The organism is Micromonospora sp. NPDC048887 (assembly GCF_040649715.1).
Lineage (GTDB): Bacteria > Actinomycetota > Actinomycetes > Mycobacteriales > Micromonosporaceae > Micromonospora.
Window position 1 is genome coordinate 32,473 of the sequence record NZ_JBEZGA010000005.1, and the last position, 12,636, is coordinate 45,108.

The 12,636-nt window shown below is 71.2% G+C and carries 10 protein-coding genes; 2 read left to right on the forward strand and 8 right to left on the reverse strand.

Annotated elements, in window-relative coordinates; genetic code table 11:
- The first annotated feature begins 122 nt into the window (after nucleotides 1-122).
- Nucleotides 123-2,246: a PhoX family phosphatase gene (locus tag AB0C17_RS09900; protein ID WP_357477938.1), complete on the forward strand. Its 2,124-nt coding sequence runs from the start codon at nucleotides 123-125 to the stop codon at nucleotides 2,244-2,246.
- 124 nt (nucleotides 2,247-2,370) lie between these two features.
- On the opposite strand, the gene AB0C17_RS09905 is transcribed toward AB0C17_RS09900, so the two are convergent.
- A complete protein-coding gene (locus tag AB0C17_RS09905; protein ID WP_357386929.1) occupies nucleotides 2,371-3,153 on the reverse strand; it encodes a helix-turn-helix domain-containing protein in 783 nt (260 codons plus the stop codon).
- Between the two features lie 153 nt (nucleotides 3,154-3,306).
- Between AB0C17_RS09905 and AB0C17_RS09910 the strand changes: the two genes are divergently transcribed.
- On the forward strand, nucleotides 3,307-4,497 hold the full coding sequence (locus AB0C17_RS09910) for an MFS transporter (RefSeq protein WP_357386927.1): 1,191 nt from the start codon (nucleotides 3,307-3,309) through the stop codon (nucleotides 4,495-4,497).
- Nucleotides 4,498-4,681: 184 nt separating this feature from the next.
- Here AB0C17_RS09910 and AB0C17_RS09915 read toward each other — a convergent pair whose 3' ends face one another.
- The 7 genes from AB0C17_RS09915 to nuoI form a co-directional block, all read right to left on the reverse strand.
- Entirely contained in the window at nucleotides 4,682-5,722 is a 1,041-nt protein-coding gene (locus AB0C17_RS09915; RefSeq protein ID WP_357386925.1) for a polyprenyl synthetase family protein, read from the reverse strand.
- An 87-nt stretch (nucleotides 5,723-5,809) separates the two neighbouring features.
- The gene (nuoN, locus tag AB0C17_RS09920; protein WP_357386923.1) at nucleotides 5,810-7,363 is read right to left on the reverse strand and encodes an NADH-quinone oxidoreductase subunit NuoN; all 1,554 of its coding nucleotides are present in this window, start codon (nucleotides 7,361-7,363) and stop codon (nucleotides 5,810-5,812) included.
- Complete coding sequence (locus tag AB0C17_RS09925) at nucleotides 7,360-8,892, reverse strand: NADH-quinone oxidoreductase subunit M (RefSeq protein WP_013473559.1); 1,533 nt, start codon at nucleotides 8,890-8,892, stop codon at nucleotides 7,360-7,362. Before AB0C17_RS09925 ends, nuoN begins: the two co-directional genes overlap by 4 nt.
- Before the next feature lie 64 nt (nucleotides 8,893-8,956).
- Nucleotides 8,957-10,846, reverse strand: a complete 1,890-nt coding sequence (nuoL, locus tag AB0C17_RS09930; RefSeq protein WP_357386951.1) for an NADH-quinone oxidoreductase subunit L — start codon at nucleotides 10,844-10,846, stop codon at nucleotides 8,957-8,959.
- A gap of 79 nt (nucleotides 10,847-10,925) precedes the next feature.
- Nucleotides 10,926-11,225 carry an NADH-quinone oxidoreductase subunit NuoK gene (nuoK, locus tag AB0C17_RS09935; RefSeq protein WP_013283611.1) on the reverse strand — a complete coding sequence of 100 codons (300 nt, stop codon included), beginning with the start codon at nucleotides 11,223-11,225 and terminating at the stop codon, nucleotides 10,926-10,928.
- Nucleotides 11,222-11,992, reverse strand: coding sequence for an NADH-quinone oxidoreductase subunit J (locus AB0C17_RS09940; RefSeq protein ID WP_357477941.1), 771 nt, complete (start codon nucleotides 11,990-11,992; stop codon nucleotides 11,222-11,224). Before AB0C17_RS09940 ends, nuoK begins: the two co-directional genes overlap by 4 nt.
- Entirely contained in the window at nucleotides 11,989-12,636 is a 648-nt protein-coding gene (nuoI, locus tag AB0C17_RS09945; protein ID WP_030500778.1) for an NADH-quinone oxidoreductase subunit NuoI, read from the reverse strand. Before nuoI ends, AB0C17_RS09940 begins: the two co-directional genes overlap by 4 nt.

Genomic DNA, 12,636 nt, shown 5'->3' on the forward strand with positions numbered 1-12,636 from the left:
CACGTCCGGTTCAGATTCGGGCCGATCCCCGCTCACCGGGCCCTGGCAGCGTCCGGCGGGTAAGCGCCCGGGCCGTCTCGCCCGGGCGCCTTCCCCGACATCCGATCAGGAGGCTCCACCCCATGAGCGACCGGCCTCGCCTGCTTCCGCTGCTGGGCGGCACCCGCCACGGCAGCCGCGACGCGATGACCTGCCTGTACCGGTGCGGCAACGCGTGCGACCACCCGGTGCCGAACCCGACCGACAACCCGTACTTCGGCGACGTGGTCGGCACCGAGATCTCCCGGCGCGGCGTGGTCCGGGCCGGCGCGGTCGGCGCGCTGGTGCTCGGCTTCGGTGGCGCCGCCGCCGGCGCGCTCGCCGGCGCCGCCCCGGCCGCCGCCGCTCCCGCCGCCCCGCCCGCCCCCGGCGGCGACGTCGCCGTCACCGGCGCCGGCCACCCGGGCAGCGGCGCGCTGACGTTCAAGCCGATCCCGCCGAACAAGCTCGACACCCTCGTCGTGCCGAACGGGTACGACCACTCCGTCGTGATCCGCTGGGGTGACGAGGTCGTCCCCGGCGCGCCCGCGTTCAACCTGGGCCGGCAGACCGCCGCCGCCCAGTCCAAGCAGTTCGGCTACAACAACGACTTCGTCGGCGTGCTGCCGATCGACCGTCGGCGGGCACTGCTCGTGGTCAACCACGAGTACACGAACGAGGACCTGATGTTCCCCGGCTTCACCAGCCAGGACGCGCTCACGGTGGAGCAGGTGCGGGTCGCGATGGCCGCGCACGGCATGTCCGTGGTCGAGCTGGAGCGGGTGGAGAACACCGGGCAGTGGCAGCCGGTACGGCGCGGGCGGCGCGAGTACAACCGCCGGGTCACCGCGCTGGCGACGAAGTTCGAGCTGACCGGCCCGGCCGCCGGGTCGGCGTGGCTGCGTACCGCCGCCGACCCGAAGGGCCGGACGGTCATCGGCACGCTCAACAACTGCGCCGGTGGCGTCACCCCGTGGGGCACTGTGCTCTCCGGCGAGGAGAACTTCAACCAGTACTTCGTCGGCGGCGACGGCGCGCCGGAGGAGCAGAAGCCGAAGCTGACCCGCTACGGCATCCCGACGGACGTACGCCACCCCGGCGGCAGCCGCGAGTGGGAGCGGGCGGACGAGCGCTTCGACCTGGCCAAGCACCCCAACGAGGCGAACCGGTTCGGCTGGATCGTCGAGATCGACCCGTTCGACCCGCAGTCCAAGCCGCGCAAGCACACCGCGCTGGGCCGGTTCAAGCACGAGGGCGCCAACGTCATCGTGGCGCGCAACGGCCGGGTGGTCGCGTACATGGGCGACGACGAGCGCTTCGACTACCTCTACAAGTTCGTCTCGGACAAGAAGTTCATGCCGGGGAAGTCAGCGGTGGCCCGGCGGCACAACCTGACGCTGCTGGAGTCCGGCACGCTCTACGTCGCCAAGATCGAGGGGGACAGCCCGGCCGCCGAGATCGACGGTTCCGGCACGCTTCCGGCCGACGGCGGCTTCGGCGGCCGGGGCCGCTGGATCAAGCTGGTCAGCGGCAACCGCTCGTACGTCGAGGGCATGACCGCCCCGGACGTGCTCACCTTCACCCGGCTGGCCGGCGACAAGGTCGGCGCGACCAAGATGGACCGCCCGGAGGACGTCGAGCCGAGCCTGCTCACCGGCAAGGTGTACGTGGCGCTGACGAACAACAGCGACCGGGGCAAGGCCGGCAAGGCGCCGGCCGACGAGGCGAACCCGCGCAACAGCAACCGGCACGGTCAGATCCTGGAGCTGGTCGAGGAGCGCGGCGACAACACCGCCGAGACCTTCTCCTGGTCGCTGCCGATCGTCTGCGGCGACCCGGCCGACGCCTCCACCTACTTCGCCGGGTACGACAAGACCAGGGTCTCCCCGATCTCCTGCCCGGACAACGTCGCCTTCGACGCCACCGGCAACCTGTGGATCTCCACCGACGGCAACGCGCTGGGCAGCAACGACGGCCTGTTCGCCACCGCCGTCGAGGGTCCGGAGCGCGGCCACCTGAAGCAGTTCCTCACCGTGCCGCTGGGCGCGGAGACCTGCGGCCCGTTCATCACCGGTGACAACCGCTCGGTCTTCGTCGCCGTGCAGCACCCGGGCGAGGTCACCGGCGCGTCGGTGGAGAACCCGGCCTCCACCTGGCCGGACGGCGACTTCGCCAAGCCCGGCGTGGTGGTCACCTGGCGTCTGGACGGCGGCCCGATCGGTAGCTGACCCACCCCTGGAGCGGTCCGGCGCTGGACCGCTCCGCGCGGGGCCGTCGACCCACCAGGTCGGCGGCCCCTCGTCAGTTCGCGGCCCCTCGCCAGTCCGCCCCTCGTCGGTTCGCCGCCGCTCGTCAGTTCTCCGAGGCGATCCCGTCGGCGATGGCCCGCGCGGCGGTGAGCAGCTTGGCGCGGACCACCCGGGCCGAGGTCATCATCTCCCCGGCCGGCAGCGCGCACGCCAGCACCACCCGGCGCTCGATGTCCTTGTCCGGGGCGACGAGCACCGCGGCACACGCCACGCCCTGCCGGAACTGCCCGAGTTCCAACTGCATGCCGCGCCGGTCACCGGCGGCCAGGTCCGCCTCGAACGCCTCGACGCTGGTGAGGGTGGCGTTCGTGAACGGGCGCATGCCGTACTCGCGCAGGTAGCGGAAGCGCTGTTCGCTGGTGAGCGTGGCGAGCAGGCTCTTGCCGAGCGCGGTGGCGTGCGCGCCCTCGTCGAACCCGGGCACCAGGTCTTCCAGGTAGGGCGAGCGCGGCCCCTCGGCGGACGCGGTCACCGCCACCTGGCCGCCGACGAAACGGCCGAGGTAGTGGCTCCAGCCGGTGTCCGACGCCGCGCGACGCAGCGCCTCACCCACCGCCGGTGGCCCCCGGAACGCGGTGACCAGCTCGCGGTAGCGGTCGGCCACCTCCAACCCCACGATGTACGTCCCGTCCTCGCGCCGGATCACGTAGCCCTCGTAGGCGAGCGTGCGCACCAGGTGGTAGGTGGTGGCGACGGTCAGCTCGCAGCGCCGGGCGATCTGCTTCACGGTGAGCCCTCTCGGCGCACGGCCGACCGATTCGAGCACGCGAAGCGCGCGGGAGACGCTACGGATCAGGTCCGAAGGTTCCGCCAAGGGGTCGCGCACAACCACCTCCGCCGCCGGGGACTTACACCATATGAAAAACCGGCCGAGTGCGAAATGCCTGTTCGGATGGAGGATGCCAGAAGACCGGACACAGACGGTACGCCCACCGACACGATGAGCAGCCAAAACGCGCGGGCGTAAGGTGTGCTCGCGATGACTGAAACAGTTTCGCGAGCCACCCCTCCGACGTCCCGGCGCGCGGTCACGGTCGGCGCGGGTGCCACCCTCACCACGATCGTGTGCGTCCTGCCGGTGTTCCTGGTCGGCGGGCTCGCCGTACAGCTCGCGGACGAACTCCGCTTCAGCCCGGCCGGGCTGGGTCTCGCCGTCTCGGTCTACTTCGGCGTGAGCGCGCTCGCCTCGGTGCCCTCCGGCGCCCTGGTCGAGCGCTTCGGCCCGGCCCCGGTCGCCCGGGCCGCCGTCGTGCTCTCCGCCGCCTCGCTGCTCGCCGTGGCCGGGCTGGCCCGTTCGTACCCGGTCCTGGTGGCGCTGCTGGCCCTGAGCGCCGCCGCCAACGCCCTCGGGCAGCTCGCCAGCAACGCCGCGCTGGCCGAGCACGTGCCCGCCAGCCGGCAGGGCCTCTCGTTCGGCGTGAAGCAGGCCGCCGTACCGGCCGCCACGTTGCTGGCCGGTCTTGCGGTCCCCACTGTCGCGCTCACGGCCGGCTGGCGCTGGGCCTTCGTGGCGGCCGCCGTGGCCGCGCTGGCCGCGCTGCCGGCCGTACCCCGGGCCGGACGGGACCGGCGGGCCGGGACCGCCTCCGGTCGCCGTCCCGGCGGCAGAGGCCCGCTCGTGGTGATCGGACTGGCCGCGACGCTCGCGGCGGCCGCCGCGAACGCGCTCGGCACGTTCCTCGTCGACTCGGCTGCGGCGCGTGGGCTCTCCCCCGGTCTGGCGGGCCTGACGCTGACGCTGGGGAGCGTGGTGTGCGTGCTCGCCCGGGTGGGCTTCGGCTGGCTGGCCGACCGGCGCACCAGCGGGCACGTCGGGCTGATCGCCGGGATGCTGCTGACCGGCTCGGCCGGCCTGATCCTGCTCGCGGTGACCGGCTCGGCGCCGCTGGTCGCGGGCGTGGTGCTCGGCTTCGGGCTCGGCTGGGCATGGCCGGGGCTGATGAACTTCGCCGTGGTCCGGCTCCACCCGCAGGCGCCGGCCGCCGCCACCTCGATCACCCAGACCGGGGTGTACGCGGGCGGCTGCCTGGGTCCGCTCGGCCTGGGCGCGCTGGCCGGCGCGGCCGGCTACCCGGCGATGTGGCTGACGGCGGCTACGGCGATGCTCGTGGCCGCCGTCCTGATGCTGCTCGGCGCCCGCCTCCTACGCCCCACTGCCACCCTCGCCTGACCGCCCACGCCCTCGCGCCCGACCCGCTCGACCCGCCCCGGCTCGCCCCCTCGGCGTGGCGATCATGAAGTTGGCGGCGCGACACGCCGGGCACGCGGCAGCCAACCTCATGATCGACGAGGCCGGAGCGTGGCAGGCCAGGGCGGCGGGGTGGCCGGGTGAGGGTGGGTGGGCGCGACGGGGATCAGCTGGTGCGGTCGGCGATGTAGTCGCAGAGCGACTCCAGCGCGCGGCGGGCCGGCCCCTCGGGGAGCGGAGCCAGCCGGGCGCGTGCGTCCTCGGCGTAGCTGCGCACCGTCTCCCGGGCGCGCTTGAGCGCCGGGGACTCCCGCAGCAGTCCGAGCGCCTCGGCGTGCAACGCGTCGTCCACCAGCGGGCCGGTGGACAGGATCTCGCGCAGCCGTACGCTCGCCGCGTCCGCGTCGTCGGCGGCCAGCGCGTACAGCACCGGCAGGGTGGGCACACCCTCGCGCAGGTCGGTGCCGGGGGTCTTGCCGGACTGGACCGACTCGCTGGCGATGTCCAGCAGGTCGTCGGAGAGCTGGAACGCGACGCCGATAATCTCGCCGTACCCGGCCAGGGCCTCGATGTGCTCGGGCGACGCGCCGCCGAACATGCCGCCGAAGCGGGCCGACGTGGCGATCAGCGAGCCGGTCTTCTCGGCGATCACGTGCAGGTAGTGCGCGACCGGGTCGGTGTCGCGCGGGCCGACAGTCTCGGCGATCTGGCCGTGCACCAGCCGGGCGAACGTGCGCGCCTGCAGGCGTACCGCCTCGGGGCCCAGGTCGGCGGCGATGTCCGCGGCCCGGGCGAAGAGGTAGTCGCCGACCAGGATGGCGACCGAGTTGGTCCAGCGGGAGTTGGCGCTCGGGGCGCCACGCCGCACTGCGGCCTCGTCCATCACGTCGTCGTGGTAGAGCGTCGCCAGGTGGGTGAGCTCCATCACCACGGCGGCGGGTACGACCTGGGGTGCGTCCGGCTCGCCGAACTGGGCGCCGAGCGCCACCAGCAGCGGACGGAACCGCTTGCCGCCGGCCTCCACCAGGTGCCGGGACGCCTCTGTCACCAGCGGATCGGCGCTCGCCACGCTCTCCCGCAGGCTCGACTCGACCCGGTCGAGCACGCCCAGCACGGAGGCTTCGACGCGCGGGTCGGCGAGGTGCAGGCCGAGCGCGCCGAACTGACCTGAACGCTCGCCAGCCGGGTTCGCCACGTCCTCAACCATGCCACACCCGTTCGACCTGCTCGTCGACGGGGATACGCCGAGGGCCGGCACGCCACGGCATACCGGCCCCCGGTGTGATCACCTCTGTCATCTGACGAATTCGGCGGCACCGGTCGTCAGGTCGAGCAGCGGGCCGGGCACCACGCCCAGCGCCAGCGTGGCCACCACGCCGATGACCAGGGCGGCCGAGGTGAGCGCACCCGGCACGGTCACCGTGGGGGTGGACTCGCCCGGCTCGGACAGCCACATCATCACCACGACCCGCAGGTACGGGAACGCCAGCACCATGCTGGTCAGCACACCCGCGATCACCAACCACGCCTGGCCCGCCTCCAGGGCCGGACCGAAGACCGCGAACTTGCTGGTGAAACCGCTGGTCAGCGGGATACCGGCGAAGGCCAGCAGGATGAACGTGAAGATCGCCGCGAAGAACGGCGAGCGGCGGCCCAGCCCGGCCCAGCGGGACAGGTGGGTGGCCTCCCCGTCGGCGTCGCGCACCAGCGTCACCACGGCGAACGCGGCGAGCACCGAGAAGCCGTACGCGGCCAGGTAGAACATGGTGCCGGAGAGCCCTTCGCGGCTCGGCGCCAGCACACCGACGAGCAGGTAGCCGGCGTTCGCGATCGACGAGTACGCCAGCAGGCGCTTGATGTCGGTCTGGGTGACCGCCAGCACGGCGCCGACCAGCATGGTCAGCACCGCGATCGCGCCGAGCACCGGGGTGAAGTCCCAGGAGGCCCCGCCGAACGCCACGTGGAAGACGCGCAGCAGCGCGCCGAACGCGGCGACCTTGGTGCAGGCCGCCATGAAGCCGGTGACCGGGGTCGGTGCGCCCTGGTAGACGTCCGGCGTCCAGACGTGGAACGGCGCGGCGGCGGCCTTGAACAGCAGGCCGATGGCGAGCAGCGCCATGCCGGCGAACAGCAGCACCGGGCTGGACGGGGAGTCGGTGACCGCGGCGTGCACGGTGGCGAAGTCGACGCCCGCCGTACGGCCCGGGATCCCGGAGGTGAAGCCGTAGATCAGGGCCACACCGAACAGGAAGAACGCCGATGCGTACGCGCCGAGCATGAAGTACTTCAGCGCCGCCTCCTGGCTCAGCAGACGCCGGCGGCGGGCCAGCGCGCAGAGCAGGTAGAGCGGCAGCGAGAAGACCTCCAGCGCGACGAACATGGTCAGCAGGTCGTTCGCCGCCACGAAGATCAGCATGCCGCCGATCGCGAACGACATCAGCGGGTAGACCTCGGTGGCGCCACCGACGCCCTCGGCCTGCCGCCGGTCCTCCGCCGACTCGGCGGTGACCGCTGCGTGCGCCACGAACGCGCCGCCCCGCTCCACGGTGCGCTCGCCGACGAGCAGCAGCGCCATCACCGCGAGCACCAGGATGGCGCCCTGGAGGAACAGCGTCGGGCCGTCGATCGCGATGGCACCGCCGATGGTGATCAGCCGGTCGTCGGAGTTCAGGATCACCATGACGATCGCGGCGAGCATCGCCACCAGGGCGAGCCCGAGCTGCACCGCGTTGCGCAGGCGACGCGGCACGAACGCCTCGACCAGGACCCCGAGCAGCGCCGCGCCCAGCATGATCAGGATGGGAGCGAGTGCCGCGTAGTCGATCGACGGCAGCCTCAGTTCACTCACTTCGCAGCCTCCTGGACGCTGCCGACCTCAGGGGCGGGATCGGACTTGCCGACGTCCTGCATGGTCGCCTGGACGGCGGGGTTGATGACATCGGTGACCGGCTTCGGATAGAAGCCGAGCAGCACGATCAGCGCGATCAGCGGCGCGACGACCACCTTCTCGCGCAGGGTGAGGTCACGTCGCATGCCCTCGACCTCGGTCAGCGCCGGGTTCAGGGTGCCCTGCGTGGTGCGCTGCACCATCCACAGCACGTACGCCGCCGCCAGGATGATGCCGAGCGTGGCGATCACCGCGACCGGCTTGTTGACCGTGAACGTGCCGATCAGCACCAGGAACTCGGAGACGAACGGCGCGGTACCGGGCAGCGCCAGCGAGGCCAGACCGGCGAAGAACAGCACCCCGGCGAGCACCGGCACCAGCTTGCCGGCGCCGCCGAAGTCGCTGATCAGCGCCGATCCGCGCCGGGCGATCAGCATGCCGACCACCAGGAACAGCAGGCCGGTGGCCAGGCCGTGGTTGAGCATGTAGAGCACCGCGCCGGTGCCGGCCTGGGTGGTGAACGCGAAGATGCCGACACCGATGAACCCGAAGTGCGCGATCGAGGTGTACGACACCAGGCGCTTCAGGTCGTTCTGGCCGACCGCCAGCAGCGCGGCGTAGATGATGCCGATGACGCCCAGCGCCAGCGCCCACGGTGCGAACCACCGCGACGCCTCCGGGAACAGCGGGAGGCAGTAGCGCAGGATGCCGAACGTGCCGACCTTGTCCAGCACGCCGACAAGCAGCGCGGCGGCACCGGCCGGTGCCGCGCCACCGGCGTCCGGCAGCCAGGTGTGGAACGGGAAGAACGGCGCCTTGATCGCGAAGGCCACGAAGAAGCCGAGGAACAGCCAGCGGGCCGTGTCGGTGGCGAACTCCGCCTGGCTCAGCGCCTGCCAGTCGAAGGTCTTCCCGCCGACCACCCAGAGGCCGATCACCGCGGCCAGCATGAACAGACCGCCGACCAGCGAGTAGAGGAAGAACTTCACCGCCGCGTACTGCCGCTGGTGGCCGCCGTAGCTGCCGATCAGGAAGTACATCGGCACCAGCATGACCTCGAAGAACACGTAGAACAGGAAGACGTCGGCGGCGGCGAAGACGCCGATCATCGTGCATTCGAGGACGAGCAGCAGAGCGAAGTACGCGGGCACCGAACGCTTCGACGCCTCGGCGTCGTGCCAGGACGCCAGGATCACCAGCGGCACCAGGATCGCGATCAGCATCAGCATGACCAGCGCGATGCCGTCCACCTCGAAGGTGAAGTTCACGCCCCAGTTCGGGATCCACGGGTACGACTCGCGGAACTGGAACCGGTCACCACCGGCGGAGAAGGCGAACCACATCACCACCGAGAGCACCAGCACCAGCAGCGACCAGCCGAACGCCACCAGCTTGGCCAGGTCGGGACGGCTGCGCGGCAGCAGTGCCACCACCAGGGCGCCGACCAGCGGCGCCACGGTCAGCACCGAGAGGAACGGGAAGTTGGACATTATTCGGCCTTACCTCCGTCGTGACTGCGTGGCCCGCCGGCGGGGGCGGCCGCGTTGAGGTCGATCACGCCAACCACCCCGCCTGCACCGCCAGGAACGCCGCCACCACGAGCAGCGCGCCGGTCAGGATCGAGGTCGCGTACGACCGCACGAAGCCGGTCTGGAGCCGCCGGAGCCGGCCCGAGCCCCCGCCCACGGCGGCGGCCAGGCCGTTCACCAGCCCGTCCACGCCCCGGTTGTCGAGGAACACCAGCGCCCGGGTGAGGAAGATGCCCGGCTTCTCGAAGACCGCCTCGTTGAAGGCGTCCGTGTAGAGGTTGCGGCGGGCGGCGGTGACCACCACGCCGGCCGGCTGCGGCTCGGTGGCCGTACCGGAGCGGAACAGGAACCAGGCCAGCCCGGCGCCCAGCACGGTGAGCAGCAGCGACAGCGCGGTGAGCAGCCAGTGCGCCAGCACCGGCGCGTGCTCCCCGCTCTCGGCCGCGAGCCCGTTGGTGGCGGTGAGCCAGTCCGGCACCGAGGTGGCGAGCAGGAAGCCCGCGCCGACCGAGCCGACCGCCAGCAGGATCAGCGGGATGGTCATCAGCTTCGGCGACTCGTGCGGGTGCTCGATGTCCTCGGTCCAGCGCTTCGGACCGTGGAACGTGAGCACGAACAGCCGCGTCATGTAGAACGCGGTGAGCCCGGCGCCGAGCAGCGCGGCCAGCCCGAACAGCCAGGCCGTCCAGCCCTCCCGCTCGAACGCGGCCACGATGATCGGCTCCTTCGAGAAGTAGCCGGAGAACGGGAACATGCCGATGATGGCGAGCCAGCCCATCATGAACGTCAGCCAGGTGACCTTCATGTACTTGGACAGCCCGCCGAAGCGGCGGATGTCCACCTGGTCGTTCATGCCGTGCATGACCGAGCCGGCGCCGAGGAACATGTTGGCCTTGAAGAAGCCGTGCGCCAGCAGGTGCACGATGGCGAGCGCGTACGCGCCGCCGCCGAGACCGACGCCGAGGAACATGTAACCGATCTGGCTCACCGTCGACCAGGCCAGCACGCGCTTGATGTCGTCCTTGGCCGCGCCGATGATGCAGCCCATCAGCAGGGTGAGCGCGCCGACGCTGACCACCACGAGCTGGAGCGTCTCGTTGGCCGAGAAGATCGCGTTGGAGCGGGCGATCAGGTAGACGCCCGCGGTGACCATGGTGGCCGCGTGGATGAGCGCGGACACCGGGGTCGGGCCCTCCATCGCGTCCGGCAACCACGCCTGGAGCGGGAACTGACCGGACTTGCCGGCCGCGCCGAGCAGGAGCAGCAGGCCGAGCACCAGCACGGTGGTCGAGGTCATCGAGCCGACCCCGTTGAACACCTCGTCGTACTGGGTGGTGCCGAGCATGGCGAACATGATGAAGATGCCGATGGCCAGGCCGGCGTCGCCGACCCGGTTCATCAGGAAGGCCTTCTTGCCGGCGGTGGCCGCGCTGGGCCGGCCGTACCAGAAGGAGATCAGCAGGTACGACGCCAGGCCGACGCCCTCCCAGCCGAAGTAGAGCATCACGTAGTTGTTGCCGAGCACCAGCAGGAGCATGGCGGCGACGAACAGGTTGAAGTACGCGAAGAACAGCCGCCGGCCCTTGTCGTGCGCCATGTACTCCACGGCGTAGAGGTGGATCAGGAAGCCCACCCCGGTGATCAGCAGGACGAAGACCGCGGCCAGCGGGTCGAAGAGCAGACCGAAGTCCACCTTCAGGTTGCCGACCGCCATGAAGTCCCAGAGGCTCAGCTCGACCTGCTTGTTCTCCAAGCCGCGGAGCTGGAAGAAGTAGGTCAGCCCGAGCACGAAGGCGGCGCCGATGGCGCCCACGCCGAGCCAGTGGCCCCAGCGGTCGGCCCGCTTGCCGAGCAGCAGCAGGATCGCCGCGCTGACCAGCGGGATCGCCACCAGCAGCCAGACACTGCCCAGCATCCCGTCCGCCGTGGCGAAGGTGACGGCTTCGGCTGGCTCAGACTGGGCGATCGTCAGAATCTGTTCCACCACGAGCCCCTCAGTACTTCAGCAGGTTGGCGTCGTCGACGCTGGCCGAGCGCCGGGTCCGGAAGATCGCCATGATGATCGCGAGCCCGACCACGACCTCGGCCGCCGCGACCACCATCACGAAGAACGCCATGATCTGGCCGTTCAGGTCGCCGTTGATCCGGCTGAACGTGACCAGGGTCAGGTTGGCCGCGTTGAGCATCAGCTCGATGCACATGAACAGCACGATCGCGTTGCGCCGGACCAGCACGCCCACGGCGCCGATGGTGAACAGCACCGCCGCGAGGATGAGGTAGTAGTCCGGGGTCATTTGTCAGTCCCCTTCGGTGCGGTCTCCTCGGCCGTCAGCTCGCGCACCGGCAGGATCTCCGGGATGCTGCGGTCGGTCAGCCGGCCGTCGGGCAGACGGGCCGGGGTGGCCACCGAGGAGGACGTGGCGTAGACACCCGGGCCGGGCTTCGGTCCGGGGTAGTTGCCGGGGCGGAACCGCGCCTTCATGGTGGCGATCTGGTCCATCCGGTCCGCCTTGCGCCGCTCCACGTGCGCCAGCACCATCGCGCCGATGGCGGCGGTGATCAGCAGCGCCGAGGTCAGCTCGAAGGCGAAGACGTACTTGGTGAACAGCAGCCGGGCGATGCCCTGCACGTTGCCCTCGCCGTTGGCCTGGTCGAGCCCGACCGCCTGGACGCCGTCGAGCGCGCGGTACAGGCCGGTGCCCACCAGGCCGGCGAAGCCGAGTCCGAGGACCACGGCGGCGACCCGCTGGCCGCGCAGCGTCTCGATGAGCGAGTCGGACGCGTCCCGGCCGACAAGCATCAGCACGAACAGGAACAGCATCATGATCGCGCCGGTGTAGACGATGATCTGCACCATGCCGATGAACGGCCCGGCCTGGAGCACGTAGAACACGCCCAGGCAGAGCATGGTCAGCACCAGGAAGAGCGCGGAGTGGACCGCGTTGCGGGCCCACACCATGCCGACCGCACCGAGCAGGGCCAGCGGGGCGAGGATCCAGAAGGTGACCTCCTCGCCGCCGGACACCTGGCCGGCGGCGGCGAGCACCGTAGCCGAGGTCATGCCTTGCCTCCCTTGCCCGCCGCGGCGGCGGACCGCTGCTCGGCCTGCTCGGCGCCGGGGAAGGTCACGCCCGGGTGCTCCTCGACCTGGTACCGGCCGGGGCCCATCGGCGAGCGCTCGGCGCCGGCCGAGGTGCCCGGGTTGGTGAGCGCGCCGACGTAGTAGTCCTTCTCGCTGTCGCCCAGCCGCATCGGGTGCGGCGGCTGCTCCATGCCTTCGAGCAGCGGCGCGAGCAGCTGCTCCTTGGTGAAGATCAGGTCCTGCCGGTTGTCCCGGGCCAGCTCGTACTCGTTGCTCATGGTGAGCGAACGGGTCGGGCAGGCCTCGATGCAGAGCCCGCAGAAGATGCACCGGGCGTAGTTGATCTGGTAGATGCTGGCGTACCGCTCACCCGGGGAGAAGCGCTGCTCCTCGGTGTTGTCGCCACCCTCCACGTAGATCGCGTCGGCCGGGCAGGCCCAGGCGCACAGCTCGCAGCCGATGCACTTCTCCAGCCCGTCCGGGTGCCGGTTGAGGATGTGCCGCCCGTGGTAGCGCGGCGCCGAGACCGGCGGCTTGAACGGGTAGTCGGTGGTGACGACCTTCTTGAACATGTGCGAGAAGGTGACACCGAAGCCCTTGAACGTTCCGGTGATCGCGCCCAC

Coding starts and splice junctions, on each gene's coding strand:
- AB0C17_RS09900 (WP_357477938.1), top strand. CDS start 123: ATGAGCGACCGGCCTCGCCTGCTTCCGCTGCTGGGCGGCACCCGCCAC.
- AB0C17_RS09910 (WP_357386927.1), top strand. CDS start 3,307: ATGACTGAAACAGTTTCGCGAGCCACCCCTCCGACGTCCCGGCGCGCG.
- AB0C17_RS09915 (WP_357386925.1), bottom strand. CDS start 5,722: ATGGTTGAGGACGTGGCGAACCCGGCTGGCGAGCGTTCAGGTCAGTTC.
- AB0C17_RS09925 (WP_013473559.1), bottom strand. CDS start 8,892: ATGTCCAACTTCCCGTTCCTCTCGGTGCTGACCGTGGCGCCGCTGGTC.
- nuoL (WP_357386951.1), bottom strand. CDS start 10,846: ATGCTGGGCAGTGTCTGGCTGCTGGTGGCGATCCCGCTGGTCAGCGCG.
- nuoK (WP_013283611.1), bottom strand. CDS start 11,225: ATGACCCCGGACTACTACCTCATCCTCGCGGCGGTGCTGTTCACCATC.
- AB0C17_RS09940 (WP_357477941.1), bottom strand. CDS start 11,992: ATGACCTCGGCTACGGTGCTCGCCGCCGCCGGCCAGGTGTCCGGCGGC.